Source organism: Halalkalibacter oceani (genome assembly GCF_023715605.1).
Classification (GTDB): domain Bacteria; phylum Bacillota; class Bacilli; order Bacillales; family Bacillaceae_D; genus Halalkalibacter; species Halalkalibacter oceani.
This window is the reverse complement of sequence record NZ_JAMBOL010000020.1, coordinates 21,430-47,751: the sequence shown is the minus strand read 5'-3', so window position 1 is coordinate 47,751 and position 26,322 is coordinate 21,430. Positions and strand designations below refer to the sequence as shown.

Below are 26,322 nucleotides of genomic sequence, written 5' to 3'. Positions count from 1 at the left end.
TTTGTCTCAAGCACTTAAAATTCCTCGTATATCGCCGGGTCCTGATTTTTCATCCTTCCATCCGGACGCGTTACATCCGAGATTGCCCTCATATCGGCTTCCTCTAAAGAAAAATCAAAAATGGAAATATTCTCGAGCTGTCTTTCCGGAGAAGCAGATTTCGGAATGGAAATTGCGCCGAGCTGATAATGCCACCGTAACACCACCTGTGAAACCGACTTATGATATTTATCGGCAAGCTGCTGAAGTGTCTTGTTTTGAAAAACCTGATTGGCTCTCGCCAGCGGGCTCCAGGATTGAGTCTTAATCTGGTTGCTTTCATGCCACGCTCTTTGTTCGGCCTGATTAAAGAAAGGATGCAGCTCAATTTGATTAATACTTGGCTTGATTCCCGTCTCCCGCTCCAGACGCTCAAGATGCTCCGGTAAAAAATTGCAAACCCCGATCGAACGGATCAGCCCTTGCTTCTTCGCATGAATTAAAGCTTGCCACGCTTCCACATAGTGATCCTGTTTAGGGTTCGGCCAATGAATGAGATACAGGTCATAATAGTCAAGATTCGCGCGAAATAACGATTCCCGAATCGCAATTTCAGCTTTTTCATATTCCTGGTAACGCCCCGGCAGCTTGGAGGTAACGATTACCTCTTCTCTTGGAATCGAGCTGCGTCTAATCGCTTCCCCTACCGTTCCCTCATTTTCATAATTATAGGCCGAATCAATCAGGCGATAGCCTCTTTCATCAATCGCACCCCGAATCGCCTCAGCGCCTTGCTCACCCCTTAATTGATACGTCCCCAACCCAATGACGGGTATAGTAATCCCGTCATGAAGAGTAACTTCCGGAATGACATTTCCCATTGCGCATATCCCCTTTCAGACTTGGTAAACTCTCTTACATTATGAATAGATTAACATATTCCTCCAATTAATACTCGCGTAAAGCGAGATGGAGACAGCAGCAATCGCTCCGTTCATTGCTTAAAGGCTGGGCAAAGGTTTACACCCTTTATCCCAGCCTAATCCTCTGTTTCATTTCAAACATTAAACGAGGCTCGAAACCTCTTCTGCTGAGCCTGTCAGATTACGACTCACCAAGCTGCATCACCCATTCGCGGAGTTTGTGCTTCGGATAATAGATCGTGCCGTTTAAGACGACATGGGGAATATCCGGGTGCTCGACCGTTAAGCTTCGGGCATCCTCCTTGGAGATATTCAGGAAATCATGAACATCTTTCTCCCGGATCAGCTCGTACTCATCTTCAGCCGAGTCGAGCAAACCCTCCGCCTGAGGATTATGAAAGTTCTTCAGCCCTTCGCCGATAAAATAACCGGCAGCTGCAATGCCAATTGCTAACGAAATCATTGTTCCGCTCCCTTTTCATTATTCAGCAACAATCATCTTCTCACTCAACTCGATAAACCCGTCGGCAGTAAGCTCTGGATGAGCCAGGATAACCGAATAGGAAAGTCCCTCTTCCTGCCATACTAGCGAGCGGAATTCATTTAACTCTAAGTACGACCCCTCTTGCCCGCGAATCATTATTTTTTCTTCCCCCAAGGAAGCAGACTCCTCTTCCATCTGCTCCGATGCTTCAAATACCGTTACCGAAAAATGTGGGACTCCTTCTTTCACATATTCGATTGTCACTTCCGCGCGGTCCCATTCCCCTTGAAGCTCCAGCACTTCAATTCGTTCAATCGCAAGCCCGTCGGTTTCAGGAATGTAGGAAAACGGCTTGCCGACATATTCAATCGCTTCATCTAATGTCAACTCCTTCGGATCCGTAATACTCAGATCCTGCCATTCCACATCTTCAGGCAGCTCCAGTTCAAAAAGATCATCCGTGATCTCAGCCTCAAAATCAACCATCGTATATGTCCAATCGATCGTCAAGTTGCCTGAGCTGGAGACATTTTTCAAGATCATCCAATTCTCTTTATCGACCCAAATTTCCTGATCACCGAGCATTTTGCCTTCTTCATTCGCCGTCGCGATCAAATGATGAGCGGCCCGGCCGGCAATTTCCGCTTCCTGTCCGGCTGAAATCGCGTGCGTATCGCGAATGAGACTTAATAAGTGCTCAGCCTGCTGCTTAGGAGACATCGGCGTAAGCGCAGAAAGCTCATCCTCCGAGCTGTCGAAGCGCATTGCCTTATTCGCCAACGGCTGGTAGCTGATAAATGCCGTTCCTGTATTGACAGAGATTTCCGTTGAATCGCCCTCACTGTTCACAAGGTCGATCCGCCTCTTCCCATCCGCGCTAACCCATTCCTTCAAGCTGTATTGGTCAATCACCTCATCACCCTCGCTGGTCGTCACTTGCGCCTCCCCATAGTAGGCCTGAATACCTTCCTGCTCCTCTAACGCCTGGCTCAGCACCTGCTCTGGAGAATACTGACTATCGCCAGCGGCACACCCAAATAACAGCAGGGAGAGTCCCGCGAGACCAGCTGCTTTACCGAAATTCCTTTTGTTCATCTTCCTCACCTTCCCCTTCATGTTTTGGTAAGCGGCAAATGACACATGTACCGGACTCCTCTTCTGAGAAAAACCAGACCTCGCCGCCATGCTTTTCGATAATTTGCTTTGTAATGCTCAACCCAAGTCCCGTTCCTCGGGATTCCTTCTTCGTTCTCGCCTGATCGGCCTGGTAAAGCGGATCAAACACATACGGTCCTTGTTCCTTCTTGACGCCTTTCCCTTCATTTTGCACGACCAGATAGAGCGCTTCCTCCGCAAACGGCATCTGCTCTGCGGCAAATGGAAAAAGCCACTCCGGCTGCCTGCGCGTGTCCGAAAACACCGCCAGCCAAATGGTTTTGCCTGGCGCGGTATGCAAGATAGCATTGCTCATCAAATTGTCCGCCACCCGCATCAGCTGTTGCGGATTGACGAAATACGCGCCGCTCACCTCACAGCTCACATGAATGGTGATCCCTTTTTCGCGGCAGAGCGGCTCATAATCCGCAACGAGCATTTCAAAGAACTCCTGACCTTCGACCTTGACGAACGTCATCTCATAATTAGATGACTGCATCAGCGTGAACATCAGCAGGTCATCGAGCATCTGTTTCATATAATTGGCTTTATCAAGCACGATCATATGGTATTCCTTCCGTTCCTCCTCCGCCAACCTGTCTCCTGAATGGAGAATTTCTTCGGTATAGGCGCGAATCGACGTTAAGGGCGTTTTTAAGTCATGCGACAGCGTGGCAATCATATATTCCTTTTCCTTTTGCTCTTTCTCGACCGCTTTTCGCGCGTCTTCGATTTGCCTTTTCATCCGGTAAAAATGCTCTGTCAGCAGCCCGATTTCATCCTCATTGGTTCTGACTTCCTCGATCTCTTGACGGTTGGCAAATGCCGTCATCTGTTCCATCAACAGCTTTAACCGCCGGTTTAATTTCCGATTAAGCAGTAAAATGACGCTCGTATAGATAACTAGAAACAGGAGCGCCAATCCGGCGAACGTCAGCCAGCTTCTTTCCTCAACAGCAGCGAGCCATTCACTTCGGCCAACTTGCACTTCAAAAAAACCAATCACTTCATTTCTTTCAAAAACGGGCTGTCTGTAACTGTATGCCCGGTGCCCCTGCTCCAGCTTGTATAAATCCTGATATAATCTGTCCAGCGGAGTGGCGAAGGAGGAGGTGTTCCATGGAGTGGAACTGTATAAAGTAAAACCGTCACGATTATAAAGAGAAATGGACAATTGAGCATTGGTCAACTCTTCAACACTCGTCCAGTCGATGGCTGGCTGGTACAGCAGCGGATCATCGAGCGCGTCAATAATCGCCTGGAGTTCAGACCATGTTTGAAAATACTCCTCAACATTTTGCTCATGATGATAGGCCTGAATTGAAGCGACAAGGAAATAAGCGCCCGCCAGTGGAAGAACCATTACGATAAAGTAAGAGAGCAGCAGCCATGTCTTCAGCTTCATGTTGGCTCCCCGATAAAGCGATAGCCTTTTCCCCATACGGTCTGGACAAAGCGGGGACTTTTCACCGGATCGCCAAGTTTTTCCCGCAATGACTTCACATGAACGGTGACGGTATGCAGTCCATTTGCATCGACCTGCAGCCATACATGCTGATACAGTTCGCTTTTAGAAAAGATCCGGTTTGGATGCTGAGTCAGAAGCTTAAGCAACTCAAATTCCTTCACTGTCAGCTCTTTTTCCTTTGCATCGACGAACACCTTTTGCTGCTCCCAGTTAATCATTAACCCGTTATCATAGACGGTCGTGTCGCTGAAATCAGCCGTCCCCTTATAGCGGTGCCAGCGTTTGATTGCCGATTCTACCCGCGCTTTCAGTTCGGTAATGCTAAACGGCTTTTGCACATAATCGTCCGCGCCAATGTCAACGAGCCCTTTCACCTTATCCTCATCTTCCGTCCGGGCACTGATAATTAATAACGGAATATCGCTTTTCCAGCGGATATTCCGGCAAAGAGTAAAGCCATCCATTTCAGGCAGCATCAAATCAACGAGCACAAGATCAAACGTGTCTCGCAAAAAATCCTCCCAGCCTTCCAGTCCGGTCGTGGCCCACGTCACCTCATACCCTTCCCGGGAAAACGCATCTCGAATGACACGGGCAATTTCCGGATCATCCTCTACTAACAATAATCGTGCATCCATGCTTATTCCTCCTGACTACAATGTACCATGCGCATTTTTCATCTCTGTCTATTTTATCGTTTCTTTATAAATAGGGAATGCGCTTTTTCCTTTGGAGCAGGGAAAAGCTCCTGATACCCAAGTTAATGAAGCAAAGAAGGTGGCCTTTTATTTGTTAATCTTCAGTTTGTAATAAGATTACTGAAGGTGATAAATTCTGAATATAAAAAGGCCTCAAGCGGATGACAATGAACCACCTGAGACCTTTGCTATAAGTTTATTGATCTACTACTGAACCGTCCACATGAAGGCGGGTTCGAATTTCTCTTCTAGAATACGGGAACCGTGTTTCGACATCATCTGCCAACTCTACCCCTACACCCAGAAGTTCAGGAATAAGAATATAGCCATCTTCACAAGGCAAGGTTTTCTTAACCACATCGGCTTGACTGAACGATTTATCTTTATCATCAGTCTTAGCTGCAATATACCGCTCTGTCGCTGAAGCTCTGTCGTCACCTGGATACTCCTGTAATGCAAAATTTGGAATGCTTGCGGCAATTTGAATACAAGCTGCTGTACTAACAGGGCTTAATGGATTATGAGGAACAACCATCGCATCATGTGCCTCTGCTAACGCAGCAATTTTTTTAGCACCTGTTATGCCGCCACACATACATACATCTGGCCTGACATAATCAACAGCATTTCTGCTTAAAAGATGAGCAAACTCTTGAGGTGTATGGAACCTTTCACCTGTTGCAAGTGGGATATCAATGTTATTTGCTATATGAGTCATTGAATCAAAGTTATCAGGTGTAGTAGGATCCTCGATAAAGAATGGATGATATTGTGCAATTCCTTTAGCAAAAGCAATTGCCTCCGCTGGTTTAAGCCTTCTATGTATTTCAATACACAGATCGACTTCATCACCAACAGCTTCCCTATACAAGCGAACTCTCTCAATTGCATTTCCTATCTTCTCAGCATACGTTTCGTAATATGGTAATTCTCTATCTTCGTCCAAAAAAGGAGTCAAATGACCAACCGCTGTGAACCCTCTTTGCTTTGCCACTTTGAGGTTATTGATTAGATCTTCTGTCGTTTCTCCTCCGACATGATAGTACACTCTTGCTTTGTCACGAACTTTCCCACCAAGCAATTGATAAATCGGGGCATTTAAGTACTTTCCTGCTATGTCCCACAAAGCAATATCGATCGCGCTCAAAGCGCCCATAATTGCTGCCCCGCGAAAATGAAAGCTTCGATACATATATTGCCAATGATGCTCAATCCGTAAAGGATCTTGGCCTAAAAGGTAGGTTTTAAAGCTCTTAACTGCCTCTGCCGATGCGTCTAAAAAACCCCAGCACCCTGATTCACCTAATCCAACAATACCTTCGTCTGTGTGAACTTCAACAAAAAGAAACCTATTAACAGGAATTACTTTTACATCTGTAATTTTCATTAACTATCCTCCTTAGAAAGAACATAATATGTGAGGCAAACTTTATTTATCCAAACGATGCTTATCTACGTAGCTCCGATTCAGCTCGATTCCAAATCCATGCCCGTTCGGTACCTCATAATACCCATTTATGAAAGGGTTTCTATTCTCAATTATGTTATAAAATAAGGGATCCCTATCAGGGTGAAAAACTTCCAAGTAGGTTCCATTCGGAATCGACGCTAATAGGTGGGCGGATACTTGTGGTTCTTCATGGTGGGCCATCTGAATACCTAAAGCCCAACTTGCTGCTGCTGCTTGTTTCCATGCCGTTGGGCCAGCTCCCCAGCTTGCATCAAAATTACAAACATCAATCGATCCTGCTTTCATTAACTCAATACAAGCTGCAGCTGAAACTTCACTCTGTCCTCCAGTAATAGGGATTCCAGACATGAACCGTACGTCCCGCATCATCGTTTTGTCATTGTACCAGTGACAAGGCTCTTCAAACCAACGAATGTTATAGTCTTTAATTCGTTCAGCAAAATGAAGCGCTTCCATTACTGTCCAGCCTTGATTAGCATCCACTGCTATTATAAACTCCTCACCTGCTGCTAACCTGGCTATCTCTACGCGCTTCGCATCAATCTCAGGCTTCCTTCCTCCTACTTTGAATTTAACACCGGCTACTCCTAATTCTTTGTAAGATTCTATATCCTCTTTAATAGCTTCCGGATCGTACTCTACCCCTTCTTGGTAATAACCTCCAATCAACATAACTGGTAACTTTTCTTGATAACCCCCCCACAGCTGATATAAGGGAATTGACAAGGTTTTACCTATAGCATCATATATAGCACTATCTATACACGCTAATGCTTGAAGAGCAATTTTACGATCAGCTAAAATATCAAAGGTAAATGGTAATAGTTCTTCCCATATTTTATTTACTTGAAAAATATTTTTACCTTTAATCAAAGGCGCCATTTCATTTGTAATCATCTTTATTATCTGGGCCTGAGCCTCTTCCATTTCATCACCATTATAGATTTCTCCTACGACCCCGTCCTCAGTAGTAATTCGGGTAATAATAGTACAACGATGCGTCATATAGTAATGACTGCCTTTAAAAGTTTTGTTTAAAGCTACCCGAACCGGAATAACCTCCACATCTTTAATTAGTGATTTCATTTTCGTCAATGCTTCCATGTTTATGCCTCCTTATAAATAAATCTTTTCATTCCGGAAACGTTTCCAATAAAATTATCTCACTTCTCATGCTCGACGTCAATAATAATTCTGAATATATTTAATTTTTAAAACTATATTATTTCCATCATTCCGGAATTACTTTTTTTGTTTTTTAACCTGATTTCATTTGCAGATAAAATAAAAAAAGGTGGTTAAGCCGCCTCAGACCGTAGACAAAACGACTTTGAGAAAGGACTCTCAAAGCCGTTTTGCATTTTTCGTATGGTTTTCCGAAGATGGCACTATCGGTTTGGTATTCCTTCAGTGCCACATCGCCAGTTTTTTCAGATTTATGGCAGCAAAAACAAGCATCGTCTGCATGGAAATTTTTTTGAGCCCCTTCAGGTTCGTCCAACTCATCCTGCCAAATGTGGCATAAGACCAGCTTCTTATGGAGTTTTGGTACATTGGGAAAGCACTGAACAGTCCTGACACATATTTGGATTAGAGCTGTATTCACGTCTTTTTTTGAGGAGAAGCCACCTCCCTATTTCCCACTAGAAAAAGCGAACGGGATGGGAGGGCCGACTCCTGCAGGAGAGAAGGGCAGGTTGAAATCCACCGGCGCAGCCGGTTAATTCAACGCCCGCCTGCGGAAAGCGTGCCCCCCATCCCGGTAGCGAGGACGAAGAGCTAAACCTTGACTACGAAACAAAATAGCCTGTCGACTTTGTCGACAGACTGAAGCGGTATAAGTTGCCTTAGATAATTTTAATACCATATGTTATTGTCGTTTTAAGAAGCCACACGATTCCCTTATAATAAATTCGGTAGGAATTCTAAAAGGTTCAATTTTGCCGTAGAGTTCCGGTTCATTAATATAACGGATTAATATTTGCGCAACACTGTAACCTATGTCATTTAAGGGACGCCGAATAACGGTTACCGGGGGATCTAACAAATGTGTTAGTTCATAGTCCTCAAACGTGATAATGGAAATATCCTCTGGATATCGCAGATGATTATCCCTTATCACTTGTAAAACCCCATGAAAGATATAATGATTCAACGAAAAAATCGCTGTTATCGTGCCGTTTCTAATTTTCGGTAAAAGATCATTCATTGCCTTCTTACCGCCTTGGCTTGAAAGGTCACTTTCAATAATGATCCCTTCCCCTGTATTCTCAATACCACTGTCAATGAAGGCTTGTTCATAACCTTCTTTGCTTTTTCGAAATTGACGGCGGGTATGAGAACCTCCAATTAAGGCAATTCCCCGATGACCAAGCGATAATAGGTATTGTACAGCTTTATTAACAGAAGTGAAGTAATCAGTATATACACCCGCAGGTATACCAGGTATGTCCCTGTCCATCGTTACAATAGGAATCCCCATTTGATTAACAATTTCGCTTAAATTAAGATTATCTTCTCGTGGCGGAGCAATTATAATTCCATCCAGATGTTGATTCTCTAACGCCGCTAATATTTTGACTCTAACATCCTCATCGTCTCCAACGTTACATAAAGAGACAGAATAGCCAACGGTATCTAAATATTGAGAAATACCATTAGCTATTTGGGTAAAGGCTACATTGGAAATATTCACAAATAAAGCGATTTGTTTATATTGTTTTGTTCTCATACTGCGAGCTATCCGATTAGGGGTATATCCTAAGTCTTGAATGCTCTTAAACACTTTCAGTTTTGTTTCTGCATTTATTTCTCCTGAACCATTTATTGCCCTTGATACAGTGCCTATGCCTACACCTGCATGCTTTGCTACATCTTTAATTGTAACTTTATTTTTTTTCATTAAGTATTTCCCCTAGCCCTCTGAGTAAGGTCTTTTAATGTAAGAATATCAAATTTTCGAAATTTTTCAATGAAATCATCAAATCATTAAAAAGATACAATTAAGATGCAACTACCTCACCTTAACTAAACATTTTTTACCCTCATTCCTTTACATTAGAACTTAACATTATTATCTTGCGACGACAAATGATCTGGAAACATCTTATTAATCAAAAATGCTAGAAGAGCTAACGCGATACCAATAAAGTCAAAAAATATAGATCCATTAATTAAAGTCAAAGCTGCGATCAACAGAACTATTCGCTGAACCCATCTTGCTTTTCCAAAGAAATATCCTTGAACGGCACAGGCCAAAAGATAAATTCCAATTATACTTGTCAAAATCGTTAATGCAATCTCGTAGAAACTACCTTTCATTAAAATTGAAGGGCTGTAAATAAACATATATGGAACAATAAAAGCAGCAAGCCCTAATTTAAATGCTTGAAGAGACGTTTTAAAAGGATCTGTACCAGCAATTCCACCAGCAGCAAATGCTGCAACAGCTACAGGAGGAGTTATAGCAGATAAGACAGCAAAATAAAAAATAAACATATGAGCAAAGAGAGGTTCTATCCCCACTTGAATCAATCCTGGAGCTAAAACAGAACCAGCAATAGCATATGCAGCTGTTGTCGGCATCCCCATTCCAAGTATTATCGCAAGGATCATTGTTGCTACTAATGCTAATAGTTGACTGGAAGACCCCAATGTTATTAACAAATTAGCAAACTTTCCTCCAATTCCAGTAAGAGCTATAACTCCTACAATAATTCCCGCACATGCGCATATAGAAATTAATTGAACAACGGACCGAGCAGCTCCTGCTAAAGCTTCAGCTGTTTTCTTCCAACCCATTCTAGTCTGTTTAGAAAACCAACTTATCACTAAACAAGCAAGAATGGCAATAGTGCCGGATCGAATAATTGAGTAATTCATTAAAATCGCAGAAATTAATACTACAATCGGGATAAAAAGGTGAGCTTGTTTTATAAGATCTTTCATCTTCGGCAATTCGCTTCTCTTCAAACCCCGTAACTTCATTTTAATTGCTTCTAGATCTATCATAAAATAAACAGAAACAAAATATAACAATGCCGGGATAATCGCCGCAATCATAATCTCTTTGTAGGAAATTCCAATCATTTCAGCCATGAGGAAAGCCCCTGCCCCCATTATGGGCGGAAGGATTTGACCCCCAGTAGATGCAGCAGCCTCGGTTGCCCCTGCAAATTGCGGTTTATATCCTACTCGTTTCATTAATGGGATTGTTAAGCTTCCTGTTGTAACAACATTACCTGCTGAAGTTCCACTGACCATCCCCATTAAACCACTGGCCAGTAAAGACACTTTAGCCGGTCCTCCTCGTAAACCTCCAGCAGCCGAGAATGAAAAGTTAATGAAATAATCTCCAACTTTTGAAGCTTGAAGAAAAGCACCAAGAGCAATGAACAAGAGGATATACTTAGAGGATACATCAATTGTAACCCCAAAGATCCCGTCAAGCCCATATATATACGAGAAAAAACGTTTTATGGAGTACCCATTATGCTGTAAAATTCCCGGTAAATAAGGACCCAAAAAAGCGTAAGCAATAAAAATAAGCGATAAAATTGGTAACGACCAGCCCGAAGTACGCCGTGTTAATTCCAAAACAAGCAGCGTACCTACTATTGCTATGACAAAATCCATTGTGGTTGGAGTTACTCCTGCCCTAAAAATAAGCTGATCTATATTATAATAAATATATATAAAAATGATCGCACTTGCTAAAATTGCAAGCCAGTCAATCAAATGTATCTTTCCAAGGTTTTTTTGATTCCAACCCGGAATTAAAGCGAAACCAAGCATTGAACCACATAATAAATGCATTGCTCGAAACAACCATGGGTCGATTGCAGCGAAATTTAATAAATATAAATGAAGAAGTGTAATACAAATTGCAAATAAAAAGAACAATCCTCCGACTGCGCCTTTTAGTTGACGCTGTATTATTCCTCCTTCATTATTACTAACCGATCTTTCTCCTTTAGAAATTGTCATTTCTCAATCCCTCCCCTTGGACATTATGAGAGAAAGCCCCTCTTATTGAGGTATAGAGGAGCTTGTGCGAGTTAATCATTTTTCGGATACTCCGGAGGATAGACTTCTTCCGGAAGATCATATCCGTTTTCTTCAAACCATCGAATCGCACCTGGGTGCATCCATAGAAATGTATTGTATTTTATGTTTTCAGCTAGTGTTTCCTCACCTGCCACATGCGCTTGTATAAGTTCCTCATTATGGGATAAGACGGCGTCTGTAGCCTGGTAAACAAAACTATCAGGTAAATCTTTTTGCACTACACCTAAGTTCCAAATAGACGGGCTATACATCACATCGGGTTGATTTTCATAGGTATTAGCAGGTATGACTGCTTCAGAAAGAAAAGGATACTCACTTACAAGCGTACTAACTTGTTCTTCGGTAAAGCCAAACACATTTAATTTATGCTGTAACTCTGCTTCTTGAACAGAGGTAAATGGAATGCCTCCTCCAAACCCGACTGCTGGTATTAGACCATCCATTTGCTGCGAAACTAAATCTCCCAGTCCTGCATAAACAGGTTCGGCCTCAACACCGAGTATCTCTAAAAATTCAGGAAGATAAGTAGCCGGCGTTCCCCCAGATGGCCCCACCCCTACCTTCTTACCATTAAGGTCATCAATACTTCTAATTCCTGTATCTTCTTTAGCCCACCAATGGAAATAAGACGTATACATTGGAAAAAATACTCTCCAATCTCTTAGCTCTTGTCCACCGGTCCATTCTCCTTCGCCATACCACGCTTCCCAAGCAGGTCCCATGGTAACTACACCGATCTCAATATCCTGATTTTGCAGAAGCTGAATGTTATGAACGGGTCCTCCTGTTACCTCTACAGCCGAGTTTACGCCTGTATACTTTTGAATTAAGCTAGAATACCCTCCTGCATAAGCATAGGCAGTCCCTCCTAGAGAAGCTGAACCTACTCTAACCGAGTTTGGCCAATTACTTTTATCGTTTGGATCAAACTCTACATTTTCACTTGGCTCAAGTCCATCCACTGAACTTTCCGGGTCATTACTAGTCAAATCATTATTAGTTGATTGTGATGTACATGCACTTAATCCCAAAATTGCAAAGAGAGCTACTATTATCACGAAAAATTTCAGTTTCATATTACCCCTCCTCAGAATATAATTTAAGCGCTTACAATTATCCGGAAACGTTTCCAAAAACATCTTAACACGAGGAACGCACGTAATCAATAAGTTTTCTAAATTTTTTATTTAATCAAAATTATCTAACTCGAATTGCATAAACAATAAGTATTTTATTTTTTTCAATAAAACTAAAAAAGCGAGCAATAGCGGAGTTCTCCCGCCTATTGCTCGCTTCTCATCTTCCTATAGTATCGATTATTTATCAATTTCTTTTATTTATCCAACGACACCCCGCTTGCCCGGTGCGTTAATACTTTCTCGACGACGGTGCTAATGTATGCCCCTGCTTCAACCGGTGGAATTCCGCCTTTATGAATATTGGAGACAACCATTCGTTCCGCTTCGATTGTGCCGCTTCTCGGGCGATAGCAAAGATAGGCGCTTAACGATTCCGCGCTTCCCAAACCCGGCCGCTCGCCAATGAGGAGGACGATCACCTCGGGACGTAAAATCTCGCCGACATCATCCATAACGGCCACTCTTCCATTTTCAATGTAAAAGGGCGTTCCGAGCTTATGGCCGGCACTCATTAATGCCTGCTGCAACGATAAATAGACATCAGCAGCATTTTCCTCGACAGCACTGGCGCTCAGTCCATTTGATAGGATAATTTGCACAGTCGGGGACGCTTCACAGTTCCCGCGAATGATCTGCTTCGCCTCTTCGGCCAGCTTCCTGCCATAATCGGGGCGGATAATATACGTTTCTTTGTCCGCTACCTGCGTGTTCACCTTAAACAAATTTAGCTCCTTCAGCAATGTATCACTGACCTGGCCATAGACGGCATCCACCGCAGCGGCATGGTCATAGCGGAACTTGAGCCACTCCTTCGTTTTCGGCCGTACTCCAGCCCTGCCAACTCCAATCCGGGCAGGCGTCTTGTTCATCAGCTCCCGCAGCTTCTCGGCTTTATGCTCCGGCTTTCTCAACGCGGCGCGCTCGATCCGGACAGCAGGAGGAGCTTCCTCCGCCGGCGATTCTATAAAAAGGGATTGTGTCTTGCTCGTACTCGTCTCAGTTGATCTCTCCCGAATATTCGTGCCTTTATTTTGGCTGCTGTTCTTCTCATCTTGCAGCCTTTCGATGAACTCTGAATTCACTATCCTCAGCTCCTATCATAAAAAGATCGTCGGATCTCCAGCCAGCTTGCTTAGCTTTCCATTTTCGAATATCCCCATTTTTTCCAGCCACTCCGCGAAGCGTGGAGAAGGCGGTCGTCCTAATGTTTGCCGTAGCGTGGCAATATCGTGATAGCTCATTGATTGATAGTTCAGCATGCAATCATCGCCCATCGGCGTTGCAATAATAAAATTCACTCCGGCGGCTGTCAGCAAGACGCCCAAGTCCTCAATATCATTCTGATCGGCCTTAATATGATTTGTATAGCAAATGTCGACCCCCATCGGGATGCCATGAAGCTTAGCCATAAAGTGATCCTCAAGCCCCGCTCTGATCACCTGCTTGCTGTTATATAAATATTCCGGTCCGATGAAGCCGACAACCGTGTTGACGATATACGGATCATAATGGCGGGCAAAGCCATAATTACGCGATTCAAGCGTCATTTGATCGATTCCGTGATGCGCTTCGGCCGACAGCTCTGAGCCTTGCCCCGTCTCAAAATAGAGCCGCTGCGGGCCTGTTCCCGTGCCGTATGTTTTCACGAGCTGATTCGCTTCCTCCAGCAGCGCAGCGGAAATACCAAATGATTTATTGGCTGCCTCGGTACCGGCGATGCTTTGAAAAATCATATCGGCCGGCGCCCCCTGCTCGACGGCCTTCATTTGTGTCGTCACATGCGCAAGCACACAATTTTGCGTCGGAATTTCCCACTCCTGAATGAACCGATGAGTCGCATGCAACAGGCGCTTCACGCTCTCAACAGAATCATCAACCGGATTTATGCCGATGACCGCATCGCCGACGCCATAGGAAAGCCCTTCCTTTAACGAAGCGAGCATTCCTTCCACATGATCGGTCGGATGGTTCGGCTGGAGGCGTGAGGCGAGCGTTCCTTTATGGCCAATCGCGCTGTTGCATTTCGTAATAACCTCGATTTTATTCGCTCCATAAACGAGATCAAGGTTCGACATCAGCTTGGCGACAGCGGCGATCATCTCACTGGTTAGCCCCCGGCTGATCCGCAGCAGCTCCTCTCCTGTCACCTCGTCGCTTAAAATATATTCACGCAGCTCGGCGACCGACCAGTTTTTCATTGATTGATAAATCGGTTCATTAATCTGTTCTTCAATAATTCTTGACACCTCATCCTCTTCCGGCGTCAACAATGGATTCTCCCTTATTTCGCCGAGTGTCAGCTGACTTACTACTTCCTTGGCGGCAATTCGCTCCTGGACGGTTTCCGCCGCAATGCCGGCCAGACGATCCCCTGATTTCTCTTCATTTGCTTTCGCGAACAACTCCTTTAATGAGGAAAATTGATACACGGTTCCAAGATAGGTCGTTTGCAGCTTCATAAATAAGTCCTCCCCTCTAATGTTGAAATGTCAACGTTTTAACGACGACCGGCACGACACCTGTCTTGAGAAGGTGACCGATATCAATATAGTCACCATGACCAACATAAATCTGGTCAATCGAGATGACGCTTTGCTGCCTGGCCTGAAACGTCAGCGTCTGCCCAAGCACTTTCGCATAATCCGCTTCAAGTACAATGACCAAAGGCTGAGCGCTGAACGGCTTTGCCTGAATTGCCTCCAGCAGCACCATCGCTAAAAACTGCACATCCTTAAAGCTTAAATAAGGAATGTCACTCACATACAGAGCAAAATTTTGCCCTTCACGCTGCGGATCATAGAGCTCAATTGCCTGCTTCACCGCCTGATGAATAACCGCTTTCACGGCTTTGAGGTCATGATTGAGGCTAACGCGAAAGACGGGCAAGTTTTTGATCGGCAAATCAGCCGGATCGACTTGAATCGTCGCACCGCTAATGTCCGTCGTTTGCGTTCCTGCGCCCAGTACCGTAGCGCGCACCGTTTCACTCGGAGGAATCCACCTCCACGATGCTAAGTTGTTGTTCTCTTTCAGGGAGACCGCCAAAAGCTCGCCGATATCTTCGTATCCCGTCTCTTCTGCCGCTCTTTCATACCGGTACAGACATTCGCTGACTCCTCCTGAAAACATAATCGCTTCTATTTCTTCCTCCCAGTTGGGCAAATGTCCGAGGAGCAGCACGTGATCTTCCCCACTAAGCCTGCGCCGAAGCGTTCGTGCGATCACCGCGGCCATATAATCGGTTATTTGTTTCAGCTCCAACCGCGTATAGCCGCGACCTTCCACAAGCGTTACTCCAAGCTGCGGCAGCAGCTGCTTGATCGGCGGCGACAGGCGCTGAATATGGCCACCTGCCAATTCAATCAGTCGTCCGCCTATATGCAACGTACACGTCCCACAAAGCTTCCCGGCCTGATACACAGCCACATTTGCCGTCCCTCCGCCGATGTCGATATTTGCGATCACTTTTCCCGTCTTTTTGGAATATTCGTAAGCTCCCGATCCTTTTGCGGCAATGATTCCTTCTAAATCCGGCCCGGCTGTCGCCACTAGAAAATCTCCGGCATAGTCAGATAAATGATCGACGACCTCTCTGGCATTGTGCTTTGTTGCCGTCTCCCCCGTAATCATCACGGCTCCCGTTTTAATATCAGCCGGCGAAATCCCAGCCTTTTCATATTCCAGCATAACGAGGTCTTTTACCTTTTCCATGTCAATTGCCGTCGCAGACTGCAGCGGCGTACGATAAATCGGACTCCGATGAATCATCTCTTTGTTAACAATTTCGATGCGCGGCATATGCATCCCGCCCGCCATGTTTCGAATGAAAAATTTGCTTAGAACAAGCTTCGTCGTGCTCGTTCCAATATCAATTCCGGCGCTGTAGATCTCCTCGCTTCCAGGGACAAATGAGTGAATAACGAAGTCACCTCCTCATTTTGACGCAAACAAAAAGGCGCCTTACAAAAACCTCATCCACTGCGATGAAAGTTTATATAAGGCGCCGTTGCCGATTAGATTCATTTGGTATAGAACGTATTATAGACGAACTGCTCTTCGTTGTACACCGCTTCATTCGAAAAATTCTGTCAGATTATCTTACAATATTCCTTTAAAATCTGAGCCGCACCGCCACGATCGGTTAAAGCTTTTTCATAACAAAGGGCTCGTGACATTGCCACAAGCCCCACCCCCGCTGTAGAAAGGTTGCGTTTTTTAAGGCCCGGCTTACGACTCCTTCTTTACGATTTCTCGGGCGATCGCTTCCATGCCGACCTGTTTGTTCATGCTCATCCGCCTCAGCTTCCGATACGCTTCCTCTTCGGACAGGCTATATTTGTTCATCAGCATTCCCTTCGCCTTCTCAATCAGCTTTCGATCCTTCAGCTTCTGATCCATTTCCTCGACCTGCCGCCGGTAGAGCCGGGCATTTTCCGCCTGCTGCAAGGCAATTTCCACCGCTGGAATAAGGCTCGCTTCGGAAACCGGCTTAACTAAATAACCGACGATATTCGCCCTCTTCGCTTTATCGATGTATTCCCGCTGGCTGTAGGCGGTCAACAGCAAAATCGGCAGATCCAGTCTTTTCGAGATGATTTCGCTTGCCTTCAGTCCGTTTAATTTCGGCATTTTAATATCCATGATAATTAAGTCCGGCTTCAATTGAAACGCGTGCTCAATCGCTTTCTCTCCATCACCCGCCTGAGCGATGACCTCATAGCCCGCTTCCTCAAGCATCATGGAAACATCAAGCCGGACAATCGATTCATCTTCAACGAGCAAGATCCGTTTTTTCACCGCAACACCAACTCCCTGTTCAGCGGGATATCAACCGTAGCGACAGTCCCTGCTTCCATTTGCCTGATCGAAAACTCACCCGCCAAATCATGCTCAATCAGCATCGTCACAATATCGAGCCCTAATGAGGACTTTGCCTCCGGGGCAAACCCTTTCCCATCGTCCGTGACCCGGATCAAAAGGCGATCCCCTTCCCGCGCAAACGTAACGTCAATCTGTCCTCGATCGACCCCGTCAAAGGCATGCTTCACACAATTTTGGATTAATTCATTGATAATTAACGCAATCGTAACGGCCTTGCTTGATTCAATCTGAACCGGTATCCCCGAATAGGAGAGCGCGATTTTCTTTTCTTCACGCTCTGCTTCCCCAACAAGGGCGTTTCCGATTTTCTCAACGAGCTGATAGAGATCGACGACATCAACATTTGAATTGGCAAGAATGATTTCATACACAGCGGCGATGCTCGTAATCCGGTTCAAGCTTTCGGCAAAGTAAACCTTGCTTTCTTCCGGTAATCCTCTTTTCATTTGCAGACGAAGCAGGCTGGCCACCGTCTGCAAATTGTTTTTCACCCGATGGTGAACCTCGCGCAGCGTAACTGTTTTAACGAGCAGCTCCCGTTCCTTCTCGCGCAATTCTGTGATGTTTTTCAAAATGACAATCGCGCTTTTGTCATGATCGAGCTGTGTAAGCGGAATTTTCTTCACTTGAAATATTTGATCAAGAATATGAATTTCGCTTACGAGCACCTCCTCCTCATCCTCCAAAACCGCCGCAACTTCCGGAATATAATCGGTAAGACGGTTCCCCAACTTCCCTTCCCCGCCTATTTCCTGTATCAAATTAATCGCCGGTCGATTCGTATAGAACAGCTCGCCATGATCATTAATAAAGAAAATCGAATCCTCCATCACTTCAGGCAAAATCGGCTGTTTCTCTGAGATTCCGATCAGCATTTCGCTTAATGTCTCATTCGCCTCCGACAAAGCCTTCACCTTTTGCTGATAGTGCAGCTCTTCACTCGCTTTCTCCATAATGACCGTTCCGATAACCCGGCCACGCGGACCCGAGAGCGGAACAACACTTTGCTCCACTGTCCTGCCTTCTTGAGTTAACGCACGATTTTGAAACATCGGCTTGCCGGTCCGTAACGTATTAAATACAGCGGGCTCGAACGCTTCATACGCAAACTTTCCAACTACCGGGTTCTCGTACACCGGCACGGCTGTCGCAGGAGAGGCTTCCGCCACTACAATCGCATGCTGGCCCTCCTTCGTCAGACAATCAATAAAGATATTCGCTTTATTCAGATCAGCAATAAGCTGTAAATTCCCGGCCACTTCTTGAATAACCTCAATATCTTCCGCGCTTAAATTCGTATAATTCAAGCAAAGCTCCTGCACCATTTCTCTTGTCATTCATATTTCACCTGCTTTTTGAAAGCTACGCATCTTTTGTTCTGACTCTTGTCCATAGTATATTTTTGTTGCCTTTCTGATGCAACTGATTTTAAAGGGAGTCTGTCTGTAACCGCTGTTCAGAAAAAACAAAAAAGATATGGGAAAGGGAATTCATCCTTTTTCCATATCTCTAAAACAGTAGACGCTCGCTTCGTGAAGCTATGCCTGCAACGCTTTTTGCACAAATCTCGTCAGGTTTGCAATATACACCTCAACTGAAGCAGAGGAGCGGTGAACATAATAATCGTCAACCGCCTGGTCGGTCAATGAGACAATCAGCCTTGAGATTACCTTTGGATCAAGCTCGGAATCCACGCTTCCCTCTTCCTGCCATTTTCTAATATACGTTTCCAACAGCTCATAAAATGGCACGAACAATTCTCTCCATTCCTGCGATTCTGAGGAAAGCACGGCACAGCCATTCATCAGGATATTAAAAATGTCCACATAATCACTCATGCTGTGAAAGGCAACCCGAAGCCCGTTCTGAAGCCCTTGCTCAAACGTAGCACTTTCCGCAAGACTATCGCTCACTACATCAAATACTTTATCCATCATTTCCTTCGTCAGTGCCTGAATGAGCGCGTTCTTCGAATCAAAATATAAATAAAACGTCCCTTGGGCTATCCCTGCCCGTTTGACAATCTCCGATACCTTTGTCGCTTCCAATCCTTTTTCTGCGAGCACCTCCCGCGCCACAGAAAGAATTTCCGCCCGCCGCTCTGCATTCTGCTGTTTCATCACCAATCACCCGCTCGTTAAAATGGCTCCAAAAAGATCGTTCCAGACCCTTTTGGAGCATCTATTCTTATCGTTTATGCAGCCTCATGTTGATCCCGTGCTTCGGCCGCAGTGTAATCGACGGCTCCATTTTAATTGGCAGCTGATCGACGAGTTCAAAGCGGAACTCTCTGACAATCGTTGCGAGTAGAAGCATCGCCTCCATCATCGCAAACCGTTCCCCGATACAAATTCGAGGGCCGCCGCCGAAAGGGAAATAAACATATTTAGAAGGCTTGTTATCGCTATTATCCCACCTTTCCGGAGAAAAAGTCAAAGGATCATTGAAATAGCGCGGATTCCGGTGCATCGCCCACTGACTGATCATCACCTCCGAGCCGGCCGGAATATCGTAGCCTCCGAGTGTGACGTCCTGCTCTGCGTATCTTGAAATCAACCATACTGTCGGCTGAAGGCGCAGCGTTTCTTTAATTACATTCTCGGTATAAGACAGCTTCGATAAGTCAGCCAACGTGGCGGGACGATCACCTACTACCCGAGACACTTCCTGATACAATTTCTCCTCGATATCCGGGTGCTGGGAAAGCAAGTAAAAGGCCCAGCTGAGCGTATTAGCAGTCGTTTCATGCCCTGCTAAAAACAGGGTAATGACTTCGTCGCGCAGCTGCTGATCGGTCATCGAGCTGCCATCGTCTTCATCATAAGTAGAAATCAGCATGGAAAGAAGATCTCCTCGGTCACCAGGATGATTCCGTCTTTCTTCTATGATGGCATAGATCATGTTATCCAAGTCAGCCACCGCCTCCTTCAGCTGACGATTCACAGGCGGGACAAGCCTACCAAGTCCGATTAGATGCAAAATATGACGGAAAACGTTTGTCATCTGCGTGTTAAAGGCGGTCATCACCGTGTCGAGCGCGCGGCTCGCATCACGGGAGTCGCCTTGATGAAGATCGAGGTCAAACAGTGTCTTCGTCGCAATTCCCATCGTCAGCTGCATCATTTCATCGTTGATATCCCGTTTATCCCCATCGTTCCATTTCGTTACCGTTCTCTCACTGTAACGAACCATCGTGTCAGCGTAATCTGCAATCCTCCCCGGATGAAAGGCAGGCTGGGACAAACGGCGTTGTCTGAGCCAGAACGACCCTTCACTCGTCAGTAAACCATTGCCGAATACGAGACCCATAATTGGATCCTGCTGATACCCTTTTGAAAACTCGCCGCCTTTGTTCATGAAAACGTATTGAATATGCTCGGGATCGTTAAGCAGAAATGACTCCCTGTCCTTCTCAAATTTCAACCGGACAATCTCTCCATACTGCTGACTGCATTTTGTAATAAAGCGGAGCGGATCTCTCCCAAACTCAATCGTATTTCCTAAAACAGGATTCCCCTTTGGTCCGGTCGGCATCGTTTTTTCTGGCATCTTTCTGGCTCCCTTTTTCAAAACAAATTATGACTGACTGTCAGTCATAATTGTAAATGGAGTACTTCCTTCTTGTCAACAACGATCCTGAAACAGGGGCTGGGCAAAAGGTAGAAAATGATCTTTTGCCCAGCCCCCTCACTTTTTATTCAATCAAACTCAGCACCGTCTTTTTAAAGCTTTCATAGACAGAAAGCCAAAGCTGTGAATCTTCTGCATATGTTGATTTCAGCGCGGCGTACATCGCTTTTTGCTTTTCTTCAAAGCCGGGGTCTTCCTTCGGCGGTAAAGCGGCCCGAAGCTCATCAACCAATTTCTGGCCTTCAGGAGAACGAGGCCCCCACTTTCCGACCAGCTGTCCTTGCTCATCTAAAATTAAAACAATCGGAATCGCCCGCCCGCCATTTGTTAAGTGACGGTCGATTAAATCAGTATCTGCATCACGTAGCGCGACACGCATGTCGACACCAGCAGCCTCTGCTACTTTACGAATGACCGGATTAATCATCATCGCATCTCCGCACCAGTCTTCGGTGATTGTCAGGAAATGAAGACGGTGCTGCTTCAACGTTTCCACAAAGCCATCCTCAGGCAATTCAAATGCTTTATAAACGCCGGTGCTTTCTTCCTTCAGCTTGCTCATCTCTTCCATGTACGTCTGAATTGATTTTCCTTCTTCAAAGTACTGCTGTTCCGTTTTCATCTCTTCACGCTCCTTATCCCCCTAATCTTAATACCCGCCACGGTGAAAAGCAAAAATGTGCCGACTATCCTTTCAGCCGTCCGACTAAAATTTCTAAATCAATTGTAATTCCGGCTGTTTCCCGCTCCGAAAAACGCACAATCCTCTCCCTTTCCGCGGTCCAGGACAGCGGAGACATTAACGCGAGCTGGGACAGGTGAGCTTGATTCAAGCTTGTTACATGGCTGACATCCATCACGTCAACGAGCTCAAAGTGCTCTTTAAACCGGTGGGCCGGACTCTGTTTTCGGTAAACCTTTTTCTCCGTCTCCATAAATAACGCCTCTCGCAGCTCTTTTAAATAGTTCTGGCGCGGAACGACCTTTATCACGATCCCGTCTGGAGCGAGCAGCCGCTGAAACTCCTTGTAATTGGCTGGTGACAGGATATTCAAAATCGCATCGAACACCCCGTCAGTGAATGGTGATTTTGCTAAATCCCCGACAAACCAAAGCGGCTCCTTATAGGACTGGGCAGCCAGCTTAATGCCTTCCTTTGAAAGATCAAGACCAACCCCGGTTATAACCGGCTGTTGGCTCCGCTCGATTATCCGTTGCAAATGCGACCCTTCGCCACACCCGGCATCTAACATGAAAAGAGAGGAACGCCCGGCGGCGAAGTATTCCTTAACCACTTTGGCGATCTTCTGATGTAACACGTCATATAGTCCGCTGGCCGTAATAATCTCCTGTCTTGCCATGAACAATCTTTTATCATATTGCTGATTTCCCGGGCGGTTCAGCATGTTGACGTAGCCTTGTCTCGCCAGGTCAAACGTGTGGCCGTCCGTGCAAATCAAGCTGCCATTCTTCACTTGTAAGGAGCGCCGGCAATAGGGGCAGCAAATCGCCGCAATATGCTGTTGAACGCTCTCCATCTTTTTTTGTTTATTCATCCTGCTCACTCTTCCCTTCTGCTTTATCAGGAGCCAGCGGCTGCCTGAACGAAAAAAATCACAGGCAGACTGCCTGTGATTGAGAGTAAAGGGAAACGTCCACACCCAAGTCAGGTTAAGAGTGAGGAAGCCGTCTCACATACACCTTCTCCCGTTTCGCAAAAGAAGGAATAATGGACATAAAGAAAGAAAGGCAGCACGATCCACCTTTCTTTCATGACATATTCATCGCAGAAAGACCGGCTTAAAAGATTATCCTTAAGCGGCCTTTCCAATATGAAATGAAGATTATTAAAAAAGGGCAGACTGATCCCGTTTACTCTGCAAACACAAAACAGAGCCTTTGAACGTATTTAATTACCGGTTCAAAGCTGGGAAACGCAGTCTCATATAATGTACCATTTTTTAATAATCCTCCTTAACCTGCCAGTAAATCTATTATAGTTTCTCGTCCACCCGCTGTCAAAGGAACGGATGAGAGGTATGTATATAGAAAGGCGGCTGGACAGGAAATCCGCCGCCGCTCTCGATTAATTACCATTTTTTAAGCCGGTATAGATGTGAATCGCATCGCGTAGAAAGGCGGCCACTCCCGGCTGCTTCTTATCATAAAATGCCGTAAACCGTTCATCGTCGACATACATTTGCGCCAGGCCAGCGTGCGCTTCCTTGGAATAGCTCGCCCACGTAAAGCCGAGCCATTGGCGATGCAGATCGGCCGCCTGCTGCGCCAGCTCTCCCGCCGGATCTCCTGTTAAAAACGCTTCATGCAACACATCCAGAACCTCCTCGCCGAGCCTTTCCATCTCGGCATACTGCTCCTGCGTCATGCCTTTCAATTTGGCATTTGAATGCTCGACAGCCTCCTCACCGTATTTCGCTCTTATTTCCTCGCCATACTTCCGCTCGTTCTCATCTACTAGCGTCTGTTTGAACGCTTCAAACTTTTCTCTGTCACTCATCGTTATTCTCCCTTCCTTTGCAGCCAACGTCTTTTCCACAGTGGCAATCAACGCCTCCAGCTGCTTTTGCTTTGTCAGAAGCTTGTCGCGATGCTCTTTCAATGTCTTTACTTCATTGAAGGTCGGAGAGGTGACGATCTCCCTGATCTGTTCAAGATCTACTTCCAGCTCCCGGTAAAACAAAATTTGCTGCAGCTTATCGACCTCCGCCTGTCCATAGATCCGATACCCGGATGAATTGATTCTTGCCGGCTTCAGAAGCCCAATTTCATCATAATAACGAATGGTTCTGCCCGTCACTCCCGCCAACTGCGCCAGTTTTTGCACCGTATATTCCATCACTTCACCTCCTGACTCCTTCACTATAAACGTTTACGCAGCGTCAATGTAAAGAGTGATTCCAAAAAAAATTCCTTTTCTCTCTCTTTGCCCATATGCGCTAACGTGATACCATGATAAAAAGAGGAATTAAAGGACTATTTTTCCACTTGATGATTGAGCTGCGCTCACTGTCACTGGACGGATGAGGTTTTTAATCTGACCACGTAATGTTCACAGATTAAACGCCCCAGTCAAATGGTCCATGCTTTGCGTTACCATGGTACTTGACGAACTGGCGGCGGGAACGATAGCGTATACAATTTCACGAAAAGAAAGGAAGAGCGGCAACTTGAACATTCTCCTAGCGCTTATTTTCTTACTTGTCGGTTTTATCGAATGGAAAAATTTCAAAAGCCAGGTTCAGAGAGCTGAAAATGAAGAAGAAACCAGACATCTCACCGTCAGGTTTCTTCTGAAAATCTTGCTGTTTCTACTAGCTGTGATCGTTTTTATTTTTTAAATAGATGGAGGGTACTTTCATTCAAATAGCTAAAAGAAGAGCTTCCTCTTTAAACCCTAAAACAAAATTCCGGCCGGGGTGCGAACATTAAGCATATAACCGAAAGCTACATAAATAAAAATTGTAACGAAGCAGCCTCCCAACAGAGACCGGCCAACCGTTTTCCAATTGAAGGGCGTCCTCGACATCAAAATAAAGAGCAGGCTCGTAAAAATAACGGTCATTGTATAATAGCCGACAAACGGGATGATATATACATACAGAACCCCTGCCACGGCGATTCCAGCGACACTGTACGCTTTTTCTTTCTGAAATGCGAACGTATCTTTTGGCCGTTTCTTTTTCACTGCTATGAATATACTTTTCAGAAAGAGGACAATTGCCAGCAACGTCATGATCGCAATCACGGCGCTTGGAAATAAGCTTCCTTGTCGTAATTCTCTCGTTGGAATCCAAAAGGCGATTGCTACGATAAAAATCACGACGCTTAAGAGAAGGTCAGCTTGTGTTTTCGTCATTTTAACTCCTCCCCTTTTGACAAAACAGTCGTTTCTTTTTTTGCTTTAAGTTTATCCTTCCAGTCAAGAATAAGAGGGGTCACGACAGCCAAAATACAAAGAATGATTAAGATCAAGGAAATAGGTCTTAACACGAGCACATGCCAAATCGACGCCTGCGTCTTTGCCAGCATCATCGACACGCCTAAATTGTCCTCGGCAATTGGACCGAGGATGATACCTAATGCAATCGGTCCAAGAGGAACATTGACTTTCATCAGCAAATATCCAATAATTCCGGCAATGATCATCACCTTCACATCAAACATTTGCCCGCGAACAGCAAACGCCCCAATGACAGACAACGCGATAACGGTGGGGACAATCGCCATTCGTGGCACCATTAACACCCTTGCCGTCATTTTAATCATGAAATACCCGACGACGAGCATCAGGATGTTGGCAACCAGCAAACTCATAATAAAGGTGTAGGCGATATCTCCGCTTTGGGATAGAAGCAACGTCCCCGGCTGAATACCGTGGGCAAGCAACCCTCCCATTAAAACGGCGGCGACCGCGCTGCCCGGAATGCCTAATCCAAGCATCGGAATAAGAGAACCGCCGACTTGGGCATTGTTCGCCGACTCTGCTGTTGCAATTCCTTCCATTGCGCCTGTTCCATATTTTTCAGGGTTCTTATCCCAACGACGCGATTCATTGTAGGCAATCAGCGAGGAAATTGCCCCTCCGGCTCCCGGCAGCATCCCGATAAAGGTTCCGATGATAGAGGACCTTAGAAGAATCACTTTGCAATCTTTGACAAACTTCTGGAACACTTTTTGGACGACTCGCGGTGCTTGTTTAAATTTAGCGACAAACTTTTCGTTCGATTCCATTAAGATTAACATTTGACCAATCGAAAAGAGACCCACCATCGCGGCAACCATATCAATACCGAGAGACATCGATGACATTCCGAATGTAAAACGACTCGTGCCGGTAAATGGGTTAATCCCAATCGTGCTGATCAGCAGTCCAATACTTCCACCGAGCAATCCTTTTAGAATATTTCCCGGCGACATCGCCGCAATCGTTGTCAGCCCAAAGATCGCTAGCCAGAAATACTCGGGCGCCCCAAACCGTAAGCCAAATTGCGCCAACGGGGCAAAGAAAAGCATTAAAATGATAACGCCGATTACGCCTCCAATCACAGAAGCAAGAAGCGAACCGAATAAAGCTTCGGATGCCCTCCCTTTTTCCGTTAACGGGTAGCCATCGAAGGTCGTCGCAATAGCAGAAGGTGTTCCCGGAATATTTAATAAAATAGCAGAATTGGCACCTCCATAGATCGCGCCGCAATAAATGGCGCCAAGCATAACGAGTCCGGTCGCCGGTTCCATCGCCAGCGTAAACGGCATCATCAGCGTAACACCCATCACCGCCGTCAGTCCCGGTAAAGTACCGACGATAATTCCACCAACTAAACTAATCATCATTAAAAAAATATGATAGGGAGTAATACTATTAAGAAAACCTGAGACGATCAGCTCCGATATGCCTTCCATCCTTAC

Annotated in this window: 24 protein-coding genes; all 24 read right to left on the bottom strand. The window is 45.4% G+C overall.

Translation table 11 applies throughout. From position 1 onward, the window contains the following. Positions 1-14: 14 nt before the first annotated feature. Positions 15-860: an aldo/keto reductase gene (locus M3202_RS16965; RefSeq protein WP_251224463.1), complete on the bottom strand. Its 846-nt coding sequence runs from the start codon at positions 858-860 to the stop codon at positions 15-17. A 223-nt stretch (positions 861-1,083) separates the two neighbouring features. Beyond that, positions 1,084-1,365, bottom strand: a complete 282-nt coding sequence (locus M3202_RS16960; protein ID WP_251224462.1) for a DNA-binding protein — start codon at positions 1,363-1,365, stop codon at positions 1,084-1,086. Positions 1,366-1,383: 18 nt separating this feature from the next. Then, positions 1,384-2,481 (bottom strand): LolA family protein, encoded by a 1,098-nt coding sequence (locus M3202_RS16955; protein ID WP_251224461.1) that lies wholly within the window; start codon positions 2,479-2,481, stop codon positions 1,384-1,386. Next, positions 2,459-3,946 (bottom strand): sensor histidine kinase, encoded by a 1,488-nt coding sequence (locus M3202_RS16950; protein ID WP_251224460.1) that lies wholly within the window; start codon positions 3,944-3,946, stop codon positions 2,459-2,461. Before M3202_RS16950 ends, M3202_RS16955 begins: the two co-directional genes overlap by 23 nt. Next, complete coding sequence (locus tag M3202_RS16945) at positions 3,943-4,647, bottom strand: response regulator transcription factor (protein WP_251224459.1); 705 nt, start codon at positions 4,645-4,647, stop codon at positions 3,943-3,945. The genes M3202_RS16950 and M3202_RS16945 overlap by 4 nt, the downstream gene beginning before the upstream one ends. Positions 4,648-4,903: 256 nt before the next feature. After that, a complete protein-coding gene (gene dgoD / locus M3202_RS16940; RefSeq protein WP_251224458.1) occupies positions 4,904-6,094 on the bottom strand; it encodes a galactonate dehydratase in 1,191 nt (396 codons plus the stop codon). Between the two features lie 42 nt (positions 6,095-6,136). Next, a complete protein-coding gene (locus tag M3202_RS16935; RefSeq protein ID WP_251224457.1) occupies positions 6,137-7,282 on the bottom strand; it encodes a mandelate racemase/muconate lactonizing enzyme family protein in 1,146 nt (381 codons plus the stop codon). 154 nt (positions 7,283-7,436) lie between these two features. After that, entirely contained in the window at positions 7,437-7,679 is a 243-nt protein-coding gene (locus M3202_RS16930; protein WP_251224456.1) for a hypothetical protein, read from the bottom strand. Positions 7,680-8,048: 369 nt separating this feature from the next. Next, positions 8,049-9,080, bottom strand: a complete 1,032-nt coding sequence (locus M3202_RS16920) for a LacI family DNA-binding transcriptional regulator (RefSeq protein ID WP_251224455.1) — start codon at positions 9,078-9,080, stop codon at positions 8,049-8,051. Between the two features lie 155 nt (positions 9,081-9,235). Further along, positions 9,236-11,164, bottom strand: a complete 1,929-nt coding sequence (locus M3202_RS16915) for a TRAP transporter permease (RefSeq protein ID WP_251224454.1) — start codon at positions 11,162-11,164, stop codon at positions 9,236-9,238. A gap of 71 nt (positions 11,165-11,235) precedes the next feature. Then, positions 11,236-12,321 carry a TAXI family TRAP transporter solute-binding subunit gene (locus M3202_RS16910; RefSeq protein WP_251224453.1) on the bottom strand — a complete coding sequence of 362 codons (1,086 nt, stop codon included), beginning with the start codon at positions 12,319-12,321 and terminating at the stop codon, positions 11,236-11,238. Positions 12,322-12,578: 257 nt separating this feature from the next. Then, entirely contained in the window at positions 12,579-13,466 is an 888-nt protein-coding gene (gene eutC / locus M3202_RS16905) for an ethanolamine ammonia-lyase subunit EutC (RefSeq protein ID WP_251224452.1), read from the bottom strand. Between the two features lie 15 nt (positions 13,467-13,481). After that, positions 13,482-14,843: an ethanolamine ammonia-lyase subunit EutB gene (locus M3202_RS16900; protein WP_251224451.1), complete on the bottom strand. Its 1,362-nt coding sequence runs from the start codon at positions 14,841-14,843 to the stop codon at positions 13,482-13,484. A gap of 16 nt (positions 14,844-14,859) precedes the next feature. After that, on the bottom strand, positions 14,860-16,302 hold the full coding sequence (locus M3202_RS16895; protein WP_251224468.1) for an ethanolamine ammonia-lyase reactivating factor EutA: 1,443 nt from the start codon (positions 16,300-16,302) through the stop codon (positions 14,860-14,862). Between the two features lie 309 nt (positions 16,303-16,611). Continuing rightward, the gene (locus M3202_RS16890; protein ID WP_251224450.1) at positions 16,612-17,181 is read right to left on the bottom strand and encodes an ANTAR domain-containing response regulator; all 570 of its coding nucleotides are present in this window, start codon (positions 17,179-17,181) and stop codon (positions 16,612-16,614) included. Next, a complete protein-coding gene (locus M3202_RS16885; protein ID WP_251224449.1) occupies positions 17,178-18,602 on the bottom strand; it encodes a sensor histidine kinase in 1,425 nt (474 codons plus the stop codon). The genes M3202_RS16890 and M3202_RS16885 overlap by 4 nt, the downstream gene beginning before the upstream one ends. Positions 18,603-18,803: 201 nt before the next feature. Then, on the bottom strand, positions 18,804-19,385 hold the full coding sequence (locus M3202_RS16880; RefSeq protein WP_251224448.1) for a TetR/AcrR family transcriptional regulator: 582 nt from the start codon (positions 19,383-19,385) through the stop codon (positions 18,804-18,806). A gap of 67 nt (positions 19,386-19,452) precedes the next feature. Further along, positions 19,453-20,814 (bottom strand): cytochrome P450, encoded by a 1,362-nt coding sequence (locus M3202_RS16875; protein WP_251224447.1) that lies wholly within the window; start codon positions 20,812-20,814, stop codon positions 19,453-19,455. Between the two features lie 145 nt (positions 20,815-20,959). Further along, the gene (locus M3202_RS16870) at positions 20,960-21,517 is read right to left on the bottom strand and encodes a thioredoxin family protein (protein ID WP_251224446.1); all 558 of its coding nucleotides are present in this window, start codon (positions 21,515-21,517) and stop codon (positions 20,960-20,962) included. A gap of 64 nt (positions 21,518-21,581) precedes the next feature. Continuing rightward, the gene (locus M3202_RS16865; RefSeq protein ID WP_251224445.1) at positions 21,582-22,451 is read right to left on the bottom strand and encodes a putative RNA methyltransferase; all 870 of its coding nucleotides are present in this window, start codon (positions 22,449-22,451) and stop codon (positions 21,582-21,584) included. Positions 22,452-22,808: 357 nt separating this feature from the next. Then, positions 22,809-22,853 (bottom strand): erythromycin resistance leader peptide, encoded by a 45-nt coding sequence (locus M3202_RS22730; protein ID WP_354572138.1) that lies wholly within the window; start codon positions 22,851-22,853, stop codon positions 22,809-22,811. 128 nt (positions 22,854-22,981) lie between these two features. Further along, positions 22,982-23,752, bottom strand: coding sequence for a MerR family transcriptional regulator (locus tag M3202_RS16860; protein WP_251224444.1), 771 nt, complete (start codon positions 23,750-23,752; stop codon positions 22,982-22,984). Positions 23,753-24,310: 558 nt separating this feature from the next. After that, the gene (locus M3202_RS16855) at positions 24,311-24,772 is read right to left on the bottom strand and encodes a tripartite tricarboxylate transporter TctB family protein (protein WP_251224443.1); all 462 of its coding nucleotides are present in this window, start codon (positions 24,770-24,772) and stop codon (positions 24,311-24,313) included. Next, on the bottom strand, positions 24,769-26,316 hold the full coding sequence (locus M3202_RS16850; protein WP_251224442.1) for a tripartite tricarboxylate transporter permease: 1,548 nt from the start codon (positions 26,314-26,316) through the stop codon (positions 24,769-24,771). Before M3202_RS16850 ends, M3202_RS16855 begins: the two co-directional genes overlap by 4 nt. Positions 26,317-26,322: the final 6 nt, after the last annotated feature.

Excerpts from the sequence above, each read along its gene's own strand:
- M3202_RS16875 (WP_251224447.1), bottom strand. The coding sequence starts at position 20,814 with ATGCCAGAAAAAACGATGCCGACCGGACCAAAGGGGAATCCTGTTTTA.
- M3202_RS16880 (WP_251224448.1), bottom strand. The coding sequence starts at position 19,385 with ATGAAACAGCAGAATGCAGAGCGGCGGGCGGAAATTCTTTCTGTGGCG.
- M3202_RS16915 (WP_251224454.1), bottom strand. The coding sequence starts at position 11,164 with ATGACAATTTCTAAAGGAGAAAGATCGGTTAGTAATAATGAAGGAGGA.
- M3202_RS16860 (WP_251224444.1), bottom strand. The coding sequence starts at position 23,752 with ATGGAATATACGGTGCAAAAACTGGCGCAGTTGGCGGGAGTGACGGGC.
- M3202_RS16855 (WP_251224443.1), bottom strand. The coding sequence starts at position 24,772 with ATGACGAAAACACAAGCTGACCTTCTCTTAAGCGTCGTGATTTTTATC.
- M3202_RS16885 (WP_251224449.1), bottom strand. The coding sequence starts at position 18,602 with ATGACAAGAGAAATGGTGCAGGAGCTTTGCTTGAATTATACGAATTTA.
- M3202_RS16945 (WP_251224459.1), bottom strand. The coding sequence starts at position 4,647 with ATGGATGCACGATTATTGTTAGTAGAGGATGATCCGGAAATTGCCCGT.
- M3202_RS16950 (WP_251224460.1), bottom strand. The coding sequence starts at position 3,946 with ATGAAGCTGAAGACATGGCTGCTGCTCTCTTACTTTATCGTAATGGTT.
- M3202_RS16935 (WP_251224457.1), bottom strand. The coding sequence starts at position 7,282 with ATGGAAGCATTGACGAAAATGAAATCACTAATTAAAGATGTGGAGGTT.
- M3202_RS16960 (WP_251224462.1), bottom strand. The coding sequence starts at position 1,365 with ATGATTTCGTTAGCAATTGGCATTGCAGCTGCCGGTTATTTTATCGGC.
- M3202_RS16870 (WP_251224446.1), bottom strand. The coding sequence starts at position 21,517 with ATGAAAACGGAACAGCAGTACTTTGAAGAAGGAAAATCAATTCAGACG.
- M3202_RS16910 (WP_251224453.1), bottom strand. The coding sequence starts at position 12,321 with ATGAAACTGAAATTTTTCGTGATAATAGTAGCTCTCTTTGCAATTTTG.
- M3202_RS16850 (WP_251224442.1), bottom strand. The coding sequence starts at position 26,316 with ATGGAAGGCATATCGGAGCTGATCGTCTCAGGTTTTCTTAATAGTATT.
- M3202_RS16920 (WP_251224455.1), bottom strand. The coding sequence starts at position 9,080 with ATGAAAAAAAATAAAGTTACAATTAAAGATGTAGCAAAGCATGCAGGT.
- M3202_RS16955 (WP_251224461.1), bottom strand. The coding sequence starts at position 2,481 with ATGAACAAAAGGAATTTCGGTAAAGCAGCTGGTCTCGCGGGACTCTCC.
- dgoD (WP_251224458.1), bottom strand. The coding sequence starts at position 6,094 with ATGAAAATTACAGATGTAAAAGTAATTCCTGTTAATAGGTTTCTTTTT.
- M3202_RS16900 (WP_251224451.1), bottom strand. The coding sequence starts at position 14,843 with ATGAAGCTGCAAACGACCTATCTTGGAACCGTGTATCAATTTTCCTCA.
- M3202_RS16865 (WP_251224445.1), bottom strand. The coding sequence starts at position 22,451 with ATGAATAAACAAAAAAAGATGGAGAGCGTTCAACAGCATATTGCGGCG.
- M3202_RS16965 (WP_251224463.1), bottom strand. The coding sequence starts at position 860 with ATGGGAAATGTCATTCCGGAAGTTACTCTTCATGACGGGATTACTATA.